The sequence below is a fragment of the Paenisporosarcina sp. P4_D4 genome (genome assembly GCF_056401835.1).
The window spans coordinates 1-12,719 of the sequence record NZ_JBFUIO010000070.1 but is presented as its reverse complement, the minus strand read 5'-3'; the positions used below and the strand labels follow the sequence as shown (position 1 = coordinate 12,719).

General features: G+C 39.3%; 15 protein-coding genes and 1 tRNA gene. 3 read left to right on the top strand and 13 right to left on the bottom strand.

The window, feature by feature from the left end; genetic code table 11:
* Positions 1-45: 45 nt before the first annotated feature.
* The 5 genes from AC1DSL_RS13200 to groES all read right to left on the bottom strand — a co-directional run bounded on the left by AC1DSL_RS13200 (position 46) and on the right by groES (position 4,201).
* Positions 46-267 carry a helix-turn-helix domain-containing protein gene (locus AC1DSL_RS13200; protein ID WP_016429471.1) on the bottom strand — a complete coding sequence of 74 codons (222 nt, stop codon included), beginning with the start codon at positions 265-267 and terminating at the stop codon, positions 46-48.
* Between the two features lie 10 nt (positions 268-277).
* Complete coding sequence (locus AC1DSL_RS13195; protein ID WP_342542902.1) at positions 278-757, bottom strand: DUF2975 domain-containing protein; 480 nt, start codon at positions 755-757, stop codon at positions 278-280.
* A gap of 650 nt (positions 758-1,407) precedes the next feature.
* Positions 1,408-1,917, bottom strand: coding sequence for a DUF3189 family protein (locus tag AC1DSL_RS13190; protein WP_477532516.1), 510 nt, complete (start codon positions 1,915-1,917; stop codon positions 1,408-1,410).
* 339 nt (positions 1,918-2,256) lie between these two features.
* Positions 2,257-3,885, bottom strand: a complete 1,629-nt coding sequence (gene groL / locus AC1DSL_RS13185) for a chaperonin GroEL (RefSeq protein WP_016429474.1) — start codon at positions 3,883-3,885, stop codon at positions 2,257-2,259.
* Positions 3,886-3,916: 31 nt separating this feature from the next.
* Positions 3,917-4,201 (bottom strand): co-chaperone GroES, encoded by a 285-nt coding sequence (gene groES, locus AC1DSL_RS13180; protein ID WP_016429475.1) that lies wholly within the window; start codon positions 4,199-4,201, stop codon positions 3,917-3,919.
* Between the two features lie 195 nt (positions 4,202-4,396).
* Between groES and AC1DSL_RS13175 the strand changes: the two genes are divergently transcribed.
* On the top strand, positions 4,397-5,128 hold the full coding sequence (locus AC1DSL_RS13175) for a lysostaphin resistance A-like protein (protein ID WP_477532515.1): 732 nt from the start codon (positions 4,397-4,399) through the stop codon (positions 5,126-5,128).
* A 32-nt stretch (positions 5,129-5,160) separates the two neighbouring features.
* Here the strand turns inward: AC1DSL_RS13175 and tatC are convergent, their stop codons facing one another.
* The 3 genes from tatC to AC1DSL_RS13160 form a co-directional block, all read right to left on the bottom strand.
* Positions 5,161-5,940 (bottom strand): twin-arginine translocase subunit TatC, encoded by a 780-nt coding sequence (gene tatC, locus AC1DSL_RS13170; RefSeq protein WP_477532514.1) that lies wholly within the window; start codon positions 5,938-5,940, stop codon positions 5,161-5,163.
* A gap of 21 nt (positions 5,941-5,961) precedes the next feature.
* Positions 5,962-6,159 (bottom strand): twin-arginine translocase TatA/TatE family subunit, encoded by a 198-nt coding sequence (tatA, locus tag AC1DSL_RS13165; RefSeq protein WP_477532513.1) that lies wholly within the window; start codon positions 6,157-6,159, stop codon positions 5,962-5,964.
* 63 nt (positions 6,160-6,222) lie between these two features.
* Entirely contained in the window at positions 6,223-6,876 is a 654-nt protein-coding gene (locus tag AC1DSL_RS13160; protein WP_477532512.1) for a redox-sensing transcriptional repressor Rex, read from the bottom strand.
* Between the two features lie 124 nt (positions 6,877-7,000).
* Between AC1DSL_RS13160 and AC1DSL_RS13155 the strand changes: the two genes are divergently transcribed.
* Positions 7,001-8,932 (top strand): ABC-F family ATP-binding cassette domain-containing protein, encoded by a 1,932-nt coding sequence (locus AC1DSL_RS13155; protein WP_477532511.1) that lies wholly within the window; start codon positions 7,001-7,003, stop codon positions 8,930-8,932.
* Positions 8,933-9,269: 337 nt separating this feature from the next.
* On the opposite strand, the gene tsaD is transcribed toward AC1DSL_RS13155, so the two are convergent.
* From tsaD to AC1DSL_RS13130, 5 genes are all read right to left on the bottom strand, one after another.
* Positions 9,270-10,289, bottom strand: coding sequence for a tRNA (adenosine(37)-N6)-threonylcarbamoyltransferase complex transferase subunit TsaD (tsaD, locus tag AC1DSL_RS13150; protein ID WP_477532510.1), 1,020 nt, complete (start codon positions 10,287-10,289; stop codon positions 9,270-9,272).
* Complete coding sequence (gene rimI / locus AC1DSL_RS13145; RefSeq protein ID WP_016429482.1) at positions 10,286-10,741, bottom strand: ribosomal protein S18-alanine N-acetyltransferase; 456 nt, start codon at positions 10,739-10,741, stop codon at positions 10,286-10,288. Before rimI ends, tsaD begins: the two co-directional genes overlap by 4 nt.
* Positions 10,734-11,444 carry a tRNA (adenosine(37)-N6)-threonylcarbamoyltransferase complex dimerization subunit type 1 TsaB gene (gene tsaB, locus AC1DSL_RS13140; RefSeq protein WP_477532509.1) on the bottom strand — a complete coding sequence of 237 codons (711 nt, stop codon included), beginning with the start codon at positions 11,442-11,444 and terminating at the stop codon, positions 10,734-10,736. The genes rimI and tsaB overlap by 8 nt, the downstream gene beginning before the upstream one ends.
* Entirely contained in the window at positions 11,441-11,893 is a 453-nt protein-coding gene (gene tsaE, locus AC1DSL_RS13135) for a tRNA (adenosine(37)-N6)-threonylcarbamoyltransferase complex ATPase subunit type 1 TsaE (RefSeq protein ID WP_477532508.1), read from the bottom strand. The genes tsaB and tsaE overlap by 4 nt, the downstream gene beginning before the upstream one ends.
* Before the next feature lie 160 nt (positions 11,894-12,053).
* Positions 12,054-12,129 (bottom strand) — tRNA-Asp (locus AC1DSL_RS13130).
* A 204-nt stretch (positions 12,130-12,333) separates the two neighbouring features.
* Between AC1DSL_RS13130 and AC1DSL_RS13125 the strand changes: the two genes are divergently transcribed.
* Positions 12,334-12,719: S-layer homology domain-containing protein (locus tag AC1DSL_RS13125; protein ID WP_477532507.1), on the top strand; the 386-nt coding region annotated here is incomplete at its 3' end.

Below are 12,719 nucleotides of genomic sequence, written 5' to 3'. Positions count from 1 at the left end.
GATCAACGCATCTCGTTAGTTAATTAAATTTGTTTTCTAATCTTATTATCCCAGTGTGTCTATGTCACTTTTGTATTCTAAAATATCCCCAGGCTGACAGTCCAAAGCCTTACAAATAGCTTCTAAAGTTGATAATCGAATTGCTTTTGCCTTTCCATTTTTCAATATAGAAAGGTTAGCCATTGTGATTCCAACCCTCTCCGAAAGTTCTGTTACGCTCATTTTTCTTTTAGCCAACATCACATCAATATTGATTATAATCGCCATTTTACTCACCTCAGACCGTTAAATCATTTTCTGATTTTATATTTATGGCATTTATTAATATCTTTTGAAGAACAGCAGCAAAGACTGCAATCACAATTGAAGCAAAAATAATGACCATTCCGATTACTACGAGTCCAGGGGCATCGTCTGAATCTGCTACGAGAAATATGGCTGGCAATACTGCCACATATAAGATACTGATTGTGATTGCACAGTATTTTATATTCTTTAAAGCCTTTACAGATAATTCCGAGAAAGCTTCGTTCTTGTCAATATAGCTTAAAAGTCTTAAAGCCTGATACAGAGCGAAGAAAAACGGAATCGCCGTTGCATACATACAGATTAAAACAGGATATTGCAAATAAGCCAGCCCATTTTCGAATTCTGTGTAAAGGTCAGCGAACTCAGGCAACACAAATATACATAAAGCAAGAATCGGAATTCCCATAAGAAAAATAACTACCTTTAAAAAGAGTGTTTCTCGTTTCATATAAAGCACCTCTCCTATTTATCTTCAATTTGATTTTAACAGGATATTTATCGTTTCACAATAAATTATTATCCTTTCCAATTCTATTCTTGCTGTATTATAAATATTCCTTTAATTTTAGACAATGAAAAAGCATTCCCCTTTGAATGACATCAGTATTCGAGCTAAAGAAATAAAAAAGAGGCTTCACATAAACTTGAACAATTTATGTGAAGCCTCTAGTCATATACACTATGTTAGCAAAATTACATTACAATATCCGCTGCTCTTCTACCTAACTTAAGATGTCTAGTGGTGAATTGTTGAAACTGATCCTTTGTAGTCAATACTGTAAGAATAGAACTTAAGAACAGAGCAATATAGTTTCCATATTTATCCATATTTAGTCCTAATATAAAAGTTACACTTGTAGCTGTAATAACCATCATTAACTTATACCATAAAGCTTTCATCACTCAATTTAAACACCTCGATTTAATTACTTAAGTATAAATTCACCTTGAGGTATTAGATTCCTTTTAATAATGAGCATAAAAAATAAACCTCAATCGGTGTTAGCGATGTTGCGCATAATGTTCCTACTGTAAACAAACAATCTCTTACATGCTAAAGAATTTTTTTATAACAGAAATAAATAGAATTAAAAAGTTTTACTTATATTCGTTATTTTCTAAAACAATTACTTGATCCTTATTGTTTTGGGCTATTTGTTTTGTATTTTCTACCAACCGAAAAATATTATCACAACATTGTTTTGCACCAATAACTAATAATGGCACACCAATAAAATCAATTTTTAATCCTCTAGAAAAAAAACCCCCAATCGACATCGCTAATGGTACAGTTGGTGATGTATTGGAGAAGATTATTTGTTCATGAAATTGATGTTTACTTTGAATCAATAAAATTAAATTTTTCATTGCTGGAACAACAAGTTTAGAAGATTTCCGACCTATTGTATACACTGGGTCTCCATTTTCATCTATCCCATGGAAAATGATGTTTCCAAAATCCTTTTTAGTTAACTTATTGAAATAGTTTACACTTAATATTTCTTCTTTTGTCAGTTCTCGTTCTGATTGGATAATTTCTTTTAAATGATATGCCGCTGCCAGAGCTGTAGTATGAGTTCCACCATAGTCATTATATATATAAATCACGATATCATCCTTTGAATTGTTTTCTTAGATTATTATGGGCATTAAATCTAAATCTAAACTCAATTCTTTTGATTAACAATTAATAAATTTACATAAAAAGCAACGCTAGCTTATGCTGCGTTTAATATTCTGAGAGCGAAATAAAAGGAACGTCCGGGTTGAAGTTCCTTTTAATTTCTACACATAACTAAGGATAGAAAAAAAGAGGCTTCTCAAAAGTTCAGTGAACTCATGAAAAGCCTCTCAAAATCAACTACGAATTAAAATCACGGCACCATTCCGGCACCAAAAACTTTCAAGTCTTAAAAGCATTGATATATCAACTTTTTCGAGACTATATTACATCATGCCGCCCATTCCGCCCATGTCAGGCATACCGCCGCCTGCATTTTTGTCTGGAATTTCTGCTACTACTGCTTCAGTAGTTAGGAACATGGCTGCTACAGATGCTGCGTTTTGAAGTGCAGAACGAGTAACTTTAGTTGGATCCACGATACCCGCTTCCATCATGTTCACCCATTCGCCGTTTGCTGCGTTGAAACCAATACCGATTTCTTCACGTTTCAAACGATCCACAATGATTGAACCTTCAAGACCTGCGTTGTTTGCGATTTGACGAACTGGCTCTTCAAGAGCACGAAGAACAATTTTCACACCAGTTGCCACGTCACCTGTTGCATCTGAAGTTACTTCCACAACTTTGTTGTAGACGTTAACTAGTGCAGTACCACCACCAGAAACGATACCTTCTTCAACAGCCGCACGTGTAGAGTTCAGTGCATCTTCAATGCGAAGTTTACGCTCTTTTAGTTCTGTTTCAGTTGCTGCACCGACTTTAATCACGGCAACACCACCTGAAAGTTTTGCTAAACGTTCTTGTAGTTTTTCTTTATCGAATTCAGAAGTAGTATCTTCTAATTGTGAACGGATTTGGCTTACGCGACCCGAAATTTTTTCTGGTTGGCCAGCACCTTCAACGATTGTTGTGTTTTCTTTCGTTACCACAACTTTCGCTGCGCGTCCTAATTGAGTGATGTTAGCAGACTTCAAGTCTAAACCAAGTTCTTCAGTGATTACTTCGCCACCTGTAAGAACCGCGATATCTTCCAACATAGCTTTACGACGGTCGCCGAATCCAGGTGCTTTTACAGCAACTGCATTGAATGTGCCACGTAATTTGTTCACTACTAATGTAGCTAAAGCTTCGCCTTCAACGTCTTCAGCAATCAAGATCAATGGTTTACCTTGTTGAACCACTTGTTCTAATACTGGAAGAATCTCTTGAATGCTTGTGATTTTTTTGTCCGTGATCAAGATATATGGATTTTCTAAAATAGCTTCCATTTTCTCTGAATCCGTAACCATGTATGGAGATGCGTAACCGCGATCAAACTGCATACCTTCCACTACATCAAGCTCAGTTGTGAATCCTTTAGATTCTTCAATTGTGATAACGCCATCGTTTCCAACGCGTTCCATTGCTTCCGCAATCAATTGACCAACTTCTTCGTCAGCAGCAGAAATAGATGCTACTTGAGCAATCGATTCTTTGCCTTCGATTTCTTTAGAGATTTCTTTTAACTCAGTAACTGCAGCAGCAACCGCTTTTTCGATACCTTTACGGATACCGACTGGGTTAGCGCCAGCTGTTACGTTTTTCAAGCCTTCGCGAATCATCGCTTGTGCAAGAACTGTTGCCGTAGTTGTACCGTCACCTGCAATTTCATTTGTTTTAGAAGCAACTTCAGCTACAAGCTTAGCGCCCATGTTTTCAAATGGATCTTCAAGTTCGATCTCTTTTGCAATCGTTACACCATCGTTAGTAATAAGTGGTGAACCGAATTTTTTCTCAAGAACGACGTTACGTCCTTTTGGTCCAAGCGTTACTTTTACAGCATCCGCCAATTTATCTACACCACGAAGCATCAAACTGCGTGCGTCTTCACTGAATTTAATTTCTTTTGCCATTTTGTAAACCCTCCTAAAATATGTTTAAGTATTAGCCTACAATTGCTAAAATATCATTTTCACGTAAAATCAAGAATTCATTACCTTCAAATTTCACTTCAGTACCTGCGTATTTAGAGAAGATGATTTTGTCGCCTTCTTTTACATCCAACTCAACACGTGTGCCGTTATCCAGTACACGACCAGTTCCTACAGCAACTACTTTGCCTTCCTGCGGCTTCTCTTTAGCAGAGTCTGGAAGTACGATACCGAATGCAGTTTTTTCCTCAGCTTCGATTAATTCGATTACAATACGATCGCCTAATGGTTTTAACAAGTGAAACAACCTCCTTGAATGGTAGTAATTATTTTATTAGCACTCTCTCTTCTTGAGTGCTAACACAATTCCTATCATAATGAATCACTCACATTTTTGCAAGTGGGAACATACAGATTTTTTGTATTCTTTGCGAGGACTCACGAAAAACAATACAATAGGAAGAGAACTTCTTTTGATGAAAGGAAACTATCTGTGAAAAATAACAAAACAGCGTTTTATCTCATATTGGTTTACATCGTAATGCAACTGTCTGGCGCCTTATTTGCTCCCCTCATTTTCAGCTATTTGAAAGGTCGGGAAGGCATGGAAATCGAGCAAGCCAAGTTGTTAGCAAGTGGCTGGTGGGTGTTCCTGAGCATGGCAGTGGCCACACTTATTGTTTTACTAATCATTCGTAAAGATGGTGCTTTTTTAAATCACTTAAAGGGTAAAAAGAGTTCTGTCCCCGCTTCGATTCTTTGGGGAATTGCCGGTTTCTTTATGGTACTCTTCGGACAAGCCATTGCCTCGCTTATTGAACAATCCTTTGGAATCGAGCAGGGATCCGAAAATACCGCTTCACTAATACAAATTGCCGAAGCAGTGCCAATGGCGATTTTTGCGATTGCCTTGTTTGCCCCTATTCTTGAAGAACTGATTTTCAGACGGGTCATTTTCGGTAACCTTGTCCAAAAAACAAATTTCTTCATTGCAGGTGCAGTGAGTGCCATCGTATTTGCGATTATCCATTTTGATTTCACACACCTTTTACTCTATGCCGTGTCAGGATTTATATTCGCATTTTTATACTATAAAACTAGACGAATTTTGACTTCGATCATCTCCCATATGCTGTTGAATGGGTTTGTTGTATTGATTCAATTAAATATGGAGAACATTGAACGCTATCAAAAGTATTTAGAATCACTATCCAATTCACAATAATAAAAGCACTAAAAGCAAAAAGCCTTCCACCATTATAGAGGTGGAAGGCTTTCATTTTGGCGTTTCGCTTCTTCGATTTTTTGAAGAGCTTCTGCCTTTATAAATTTGCGATAGCCTATTTTGGCTATGACAATGCTGAATTCAAACAGCAAGATGAGCGGAAGTGTAACCAAAACGTGCGACATAATATCTGGTGGCGTTAAAATATCCGCAACCACCACAAGCACAAGGTAAATATACTTGCGATACTTGGTCAGCATCATCGGTGTCAAAATCCCTAATCGGGTCAGGAACAGCAAGATAACCGGCATTTGGAAAACAAAACCGAATGGAATGGTCAATTGAAACAGGAATTCGAAGTATTCATTGATCCCGATTGTCTGCACAATGTTCAGATCAGCTGATAAGTCAGCCATGAAATGGATGACAAATGGGAATACGACATAGTAGGAAAATGAAACCCCTGCTATAAATAACAAAAAGATAAACGGAATGTAGCTAAGAGTTGCCGTTCGCTCTTTTTGATAGAGTCCTGGAGAAATGAATGCCCAAATTTGATATAAAATGAGTGGGGATGTCATGACTATTGCCAAAACCATCATTACGGAAATTAATATTTTAAATGGATCCGTAATTTTAAATGCATTCAATGTTATGTTGCGTGCTTCTTCACTTACCTGCAAAAATTCTATCAGTGGGCCAGCTAGGAAATAGCTGATGATCACTGCTATAACAAAGAAAACGACGATTATCATCAGTCGTTTTCTTAATTCAATAATATGTTCAACTGTAGTCATGTCTCTTTCTTCCATCAGAAAAACACCCTAACGTACTTACTTATCTTCTTCTTCTATCTTTTTCTTCTTTTTATGATCGTCATCTTCGTCGTCATCGACTAGACCTCTTGTTGCATTTTTGAATTCGCGAAGCGAACTGCCGAATGCTCGTCCCAGTTCAGGAAGCTTTTTCGGACCGAATACAAGTAAAGCCACTACCACAATCAATAAAATACTCAATGGACCTGTAGGCATGATAGGCACCTCCTCGTGTCTATATTTATTTTAACGCATTTTTGCTTAGTTTGCTATTTGCTTCTATGAATTATGTGTGAACGTTTCTTCATCCTGTTTAATGAAGTAAATCAGTGTTTGCAGCTCTACGGACAAATCAATTGTATGAACACGTATCGTATCAGGGACAGTCAGACGAATCGGCGTGAAGTTCAAAATCCCTTTTACGGATGTTTTCGTTAATCGGTCCGTTACTTCCTGCGCTGCTCTTGAAGGCACGGTTAAAATCACGAGTTCGATTCCGTATTCCTGTATTTTTTCTTCTAGCTTGCTAGGCTCGAAGATCGGGATGTCACTAATCATCCCATCTTTCGTTGCACTTGTATCAAATGCCACTACGATTCGGGTGTTATGATTTTTATGGAAATTGTATTTCAGAAATGCCGTCCCTAAACTACCTACACCAATTAATGCGACATTCGTTTCTTCATCCTGATCGAGTGTTTGACGGAAAAATGCCAACAGATTTGGCACATCATAACCGTAACCTTTTTTGCCTAACGCACCAAAATGTGAAAAGTCCCGGCGAATAGTTGCTGAATCTATTTTCATCGCTTCACTCAGTTCCTGTGAAGATACCCTTTTCTTCCCTGCGTTCGAGAAGTTTTGGATGAATCGGTAATAGAGAGGTAATCTTTTAGTTGTAGCTTGTGGAATTTTAAGCGGTTCTTGTTTCATGCCGTTCCTCCTGCATTCAAGCGAAATCGCTTTCATCTTACATGAGTAAATGAGAGAAGTAAAGTTCAGTCGTTGCATGAGTTCCTGGCATCCATTAAACTAAGTGAGAACTGAGGTGGAATTCATGATTGTCTTACAAGTGAATCAATTATATAAATCGTTTGTCGTCGATGAAATATTAAGCGGTGTCAAACTTGAAATTAACCATCGTGACCGTGTGGCTTTAGTCGGACGAAACGGTGYCGGAAAGTCGACACTCCTGAAAATTATTGCAGGTGAAATGTCGTATGACTCTGGAGAAATCATCATTCCTAAAGGCACAAAAGTCGGTTATATGGAACAACATGCAGGCATTGACTCCGACTTATCCATTTGGGACGAAATGATGACCATTTTTGAGCATCACCGGGATGCTGAAAGAGAATTGCGTTCCCTGGAACAGCAAATGGCGAATCCCGAAGTATATGAAAACGCTGAGTCTTATGCGCGTATCATGTCTGACTATGACAATAAACAAGTGGCATTCAAAGACTCCGGTGGCTATCAGTATGAAGCGGATACCCGTTCCGTCCTTCACGGAATGCAATTCTTCCCTGAAGAATACACAAAACCAATTCAATCGCTATCGGGTGGTCAAAAAACTCGACTGGCATTGGCTAAATTATTATTAACAAAGCCAGATTTACTGATTCTTGATGAGCCGACGAACCATTTGGACATCGATACGCTCAGTTGGCTGGAGCGTTATCTTCAAGGATATCCTGGTGCGATACTTATCGTTTCGCATGACCGTTACTTCCTTGATCAAGTCGTGAACTTTGTATATGAAGTTTCCCGTCACAAAGTGAAACGTTTTGTAGGTAATTATAGTGCTTACTTGGATGAAAAGGCCAAGACGTACGAACGCGATATGAAAACATTTGATAAGCAACAAGAGGAAAAAGCTAAACTTGAAGATTTTGTTCAACGTAACCTTGCACGTGCTTCCACGACTAAGATGGCACAGTCACGTCGCAAAGTATTGGAGAAAACGGATTGGATGGATTCGCCGGACGGGGATGAAAAATCTGCGAATTTCGGATTTTCTATTGACCGTCAAAGTGGCAATGACGTCTTGAAAGTGCAAGATGTAACAGTCGGTTATTCTGGGAAACCTGTCTCTCAGGACGTCAACCTCCGTGTATTCCGTGAAGACCGCATCGCCCTGGTCGGACCGAACGGTGTCGGGAAATCCACTTTACTGAAAACGGTGGTTAAGGATATCCCACCGATAGATGGATCCATACATTACGGGACCAATGTTCAATTCGGTTACTATGACCAGGAACAGGCAAAATTGACGGGAACTCGCTCCGTACTGAGAGAATTGTGGGACGAATGGCCATTAATGAATGAGAAAGATGTCCGGAATGTGTTAGGACGATTCCTGTTCAGTGGTGATGATGTGACTAAATCGATTTCTTCATTATCAGGCGGTGAAAAAGCGCGTGTTGCTTTGGCGAAACTGATGATGTTGAAAGCCAACACCTTGATTCTCGATGAGCCAACTAACCATTTGGATCTTGATAGCAAAGAAGTACTGGAGAATGCCTTAATCGACTATCCCGGTACTATCCTATTCGTATCACATGACCGCTACTTTATTAACCGGATTGCCACGAAAGTGATTGAGTTATCAAGTGATGGTGCCTTTGAATATTTAGGTGATTACGATTACTATGTCGAAAAGAAAAAAGAGTTAGAAGAAATTCGAGCTGAGCAAGCAGGTCCTAAAGCAATAGAAGCTGCAACGGCGAAGCAATCCACTTCCACCATCGATAAAGAGGCAAAGAAACGGGAACGACAGATCACAAGACGCTTGGAAGAACTTGAAACTCAATTACAAACCATTGAGGAACAAATTAATGCTGTGGAAGAAAAATTATGTGACCCAGCCATTTTCCAAGATCATACGCAATTAATGACCCTTCAAACAGAGCTGGATGCTTATAAAGAAGAACAAGAAACATTCATGACAGAATGGGTTGAATTAGAAGAAGAGTTAGAATCATATTAACTGTTACCGCATGTCAAAACATGCGGTATTTTCTTACTATTTAAGACCCATATATATGGGTCAAGTACAAATTTCGACATTTTTCTTTCCACAAATTTATTCACATGCAAAAGGTTGATATATCAATCTATCAACAGACTTATGCACACTATCCACAGAAAAAAAAGTTTTTATACACATACTTCAATGTAAATCGTACCACTATATATTGAATTCCAGTCACTTATACACAAGTTGTCCACAAAATGTGCATAAGTACAGATGTTCTCTATTGACATCACAATTCATTTTTGCTAAAAAAAGAATCGATTCTCTTTTATTAGAGAATCGATCCTACTTAATTCCAGTCGAATAATGTCATACCCGGTCTGCCGTTCATTGCCAGTGTACTTGTAATCCCTTTTCCGAACATAACAGAGCCAGCAGCAGCAATCATTGCCGCATTATCGGTACATAAAAACAAAGGTGGAACTGTAAACGGAATTCCTTCTTTTGCAAAAGTGTCTTCTAGCGATTTTCGCAATCCTTTGTTCGCAGAAACTCCACCAGCTGCAATTACTTGCTTAGCGTTAAATTGCTTGGCTGCACGCAATGTCTTCGCTGTGAGCACTTCAACCACACTGTTCTGGAAACCTGCAGCAACCGCTTGTGGTTTAATCTCTTCCCCACGCTGTTCAGCATTATGCATATAATTGATGACCGATGACTTCAAGCCGCTGAAGCTGAAATCATACGATCCTTCTTCCAACCAAATACGTGGAAATGCGATAGCTTCTTCGCTTTCATGCGCTAGCCGGTCAATATGCGGACCACCTGGATAAGGAAGCTTCAACACTCTCGCTACTTTGTCATATGCTTCCCCTGCCGCGTCATCACGCGTTTCTCCAATCAGCTCAAACGACCCATGTTCTTTCATTAGAACTATTTCCGTATGCCCGCCTGATACGACCAGGGCCAATAAAGGAAATTGCATAGGCTCCACTAACTGATTGGCATAAATATGCCCTGCAATATGATGAACCCCAACTAGGGGCAATTGATTTGCGAACGCGAATGCTTTTGCGGCATTAATACCGATTAGCAATGCACCGACAAGTCCTGGTCCTTCGGTAACAGCTACAGCATCCAAATCACTTGGCTGCATATTCGCTTGCTTCAACGCTTCTTCAATCACGATTGTCACTTGCTCTACATGGTGTCGAGAAGCGATTTCTGGGACTACTCCCCCGAAGCGTTTATGGCTTTCGATTTGAGATGAAACGACGTTGGATACGATTTCTCTTCCATTACGCACAATTGATGCAGCCGTCTCATCACAGCTCGTTTCAATACCTAATATAATTTGATCTTTCGTCATTTGAATTCCACCCACATCACCAGTGCATCCTCATGGTTATCTGAATAATAACCTTTTCGGATTCCACCATTTTGAAAATCTAATTTACGGTACAGATTTTGAGCGATCGTATTACTAACTCGTACTTCCAACGTCATCAGCACTACACCATGCTCTTTTGCCACTCGTATCGCTTCACGCATAAGTCCTTCTCCGATTCCTTGGCCTTTCACATGCTCGGTCACTGCGACGTTTGTGATATGGCTTTCATCCATTACGAGCCACATCCCACAGAAACCTACAATTTGTTGATCTTCATCTTCAGCGATTAAATAATACGCATGCAAGTTTGTTGTCATCTCCTGAACGAACGCATCGCGTGTCCAGGGTTGACTGAAGGCTTCATGTTCAATTCTCAAGACCCCGTCAATATCGTCAAAGGTCATTTTTCTATAGCTGACTGATTCACTCATTCGTTTGACCAGCCTTTTGCTGTTCAGCACGCCAGTTTGTTTCAGCTTCCGTAATCCGCTTATAATCCGGTACGAAATGATGCGTTTCTTCTATTGAAGGCAATGGTTTCTTCATTGCTTGCTCAATTACCACAGAACCTTTTGGCAAGTCCTGATGAAATGGTGCACGAATAGCACGTTCACCTAAAATTTGTTGAATGGCTTCCCAGTGAATCGCTACATCTTTCCCTACAAACAAAATATCTTCTTCTCTCGTCGCCAACTCTTCCAACACTGCTTCCAACGCATAATGACCATCTGGCAGAATAGATTCCAACTCATTCGTATAAATGGCTGAAAACACATTTTGTCTTCTGGCATCCATAATTGGACAAATGATCCCATTGAAAAGTGAACCGTTGCCAGCAAGCGTTTGAAGACTTGAAACCCCAACAACCGGAATTTTCAACGTCCAAGCCAATGTTTTTGCTATTGTGACCCCGATGCGAACTCCTGTGTAGGATCCTGGGCCTTCTGCTACGGCAATAGCATCCAGTTCATTCGGTTTAATATCCGCTTGTCTTAATGCTTCTTCTACAGCAGGCATAGCCCCTACAGAATGCGTTACTTTTATCGAGCTTGTCCATTCAACCAATAACTGATTGTCTTTGACTACCGCTATCGTCAATGGCACATTCGATGTATCAATCCCTAACCATATCATGCAAATAACTCCTTACATAATTGCTCATAGCGTTCACCTATAGGCGTAATTTCAAAACGTCGAGCAAATTCATCTTCGTGGAAAACTTCGATTTGCAAACGCTCTTTCGGCAAATCATATTCAATCAACTTTGCCCACTCAATCACCGTTACGGCATCTCCGTAAAACAGTTCATCCCAACCTAAGTCTTCTTCACTATCAGCTAGACGATAAACATCCAAATGATTGAAAGGCAAGCGACCTTCATATTGCTTTAATATCGTAAAGGTTGGGCTGTTCACATTACGCTCGACACCCAATCCTTTTGCGAAGCTCTTTGTAAAAGTCGTCTTGCCTACGCCAAGATCGCCTTCTAGTGTAATCACATCTTGTGCTTGAACAAGAGACCCTAATCGCTGGCCAAATTGTTCCGTTTCTTCAAGGGATGTGACTCGTTTTATATAAGTCATATATTTAATACCTCACTGATGTTTTCTCTAGTGTACCGAATCCACCGCAATACTTCACTTTATTTGAACAAGAGTAGCGTAAAGCGATGGGCTTTTTAATTATACAAAAAAATCCACAGAGAAAGTTTCCTTTCTTTGCGGATTGTAAATTCAAGATAAATGGCGGTCCCGACGGGAATCGAACCCGCGATCTCCTGCGTGACAGGCAGGCATGTTAACCGCTACACCACGGGACCACATAATATTTAACGACAAGATTTATTATACCAATGTATGAAAATATTACAATAGTTTTTCGGAAAAACTTTTAAAGTTTTTTTTCGTGCTTGCTGATAGTAGAGTTTGGAAGAATGTTTACGTTCAGGAAATAAGTAAACCTTGAAAAATGTACCAATTATATTCCATTATTGTTATTCTATTGATAAAGGGAGAGGATATGAGTGAAGAAGATTTATGTTTTACTATTTTCGTTTGTTCTGATATTAACAGGAAATGTTGGACAAGCGAATGCTGAAGGGTTTACGGATGTGAAACCTGGTGACCCATTTTTTGAAGAGATGATGTACTTATTTAATGAGGAAATCATCAGTGGTTATAAAGATGGCAGTTTTGGACCTAAAGATACGGTTTCACGTGCAGCAGCTGCCTTGATGATTGCTAGAGCACTAGATTTGGATACGACTCCACGTGATACTGATTTTCCAGATGTAACGAAAAAAAATGTTGCTTCAGGTGCAATTGATTCATCATTAAAACTTAATATTATTAAAGGATATACGGATGGGAAATTTCATCCGGACGAACCTGTAACACGAGGCCAAATGGC

Excerpts from the sequence above, each read along its gene's own strand:
- tsaB (WP_477532509.1), bottom strand. The coding sequence starts at position 11,444 with ATGATATGGTTAGGGATTGATACATCGAATGTGCCATTGACGATAGCG.
- AC1DSL_RS13195 (WP_342542902.1), bottom strand. The coding sequence starts at position 757 with ATGAAACGAGAAACACTCTTTTTAAAGGTAGTTATTTTTCTTATGGGA.
- tsaD (WP_477532510.1), bottom strand. The coding sequence starts at position 10,289 with ATGACGAAAGATCAAATTATATTAGGTATTGAAACGAGCTGTGATGAG.
- tatA (WP_477532513.1), bottom strand. The coding sequence starts at position 6,159 with ATGCCTACAGGTCCATTGAGTATTTTATTGATTGTGGTAGTGGCTTTA.
- tatC (WP_477532514.1), bottom strand. The coding sequence starts at position 5,940 with ATGGAAGAAAGAGACATGACTACAGTTGAACATATTATTGAATTAAGA.
- AC1DSL_RS13200 (WP_016429471.1), bottom strand. The coding sequence starts at position 267 with ATGGCGATTATAATCAATATTGATGTGATGTTGGCTAAAAGAAAAATG.
- AC1DSL_RS13160 (WP_477532512.1), bottom strand. The coding sequence starts at position 6,876 with ATGAAACAAGAACCGCTTAAAATTCCACAAGCTACAACTAAAAGATTA.
- tsaE (WP_477532508.1), bottom strand. The coding sequence starts at position 11,893 with ATGACTTATATAAAACGAGTCACATCCCTTGAAGAAACGGAACAATTT.
- rimI (WP_016429482.1), bottom strand. The coding sequence starts at position 10,741 with ATGAGTGAATCAGTCAGCTATAGAAAAATGACCTTTGACGATATTGAC.
- groL (WP_016429474.1), bottom strand. The coding sequence starts at position 3,885 with ATGGCAAAAGAAATTAAATTCAGTGAAGACGCACGCAGTTTGATGCTT.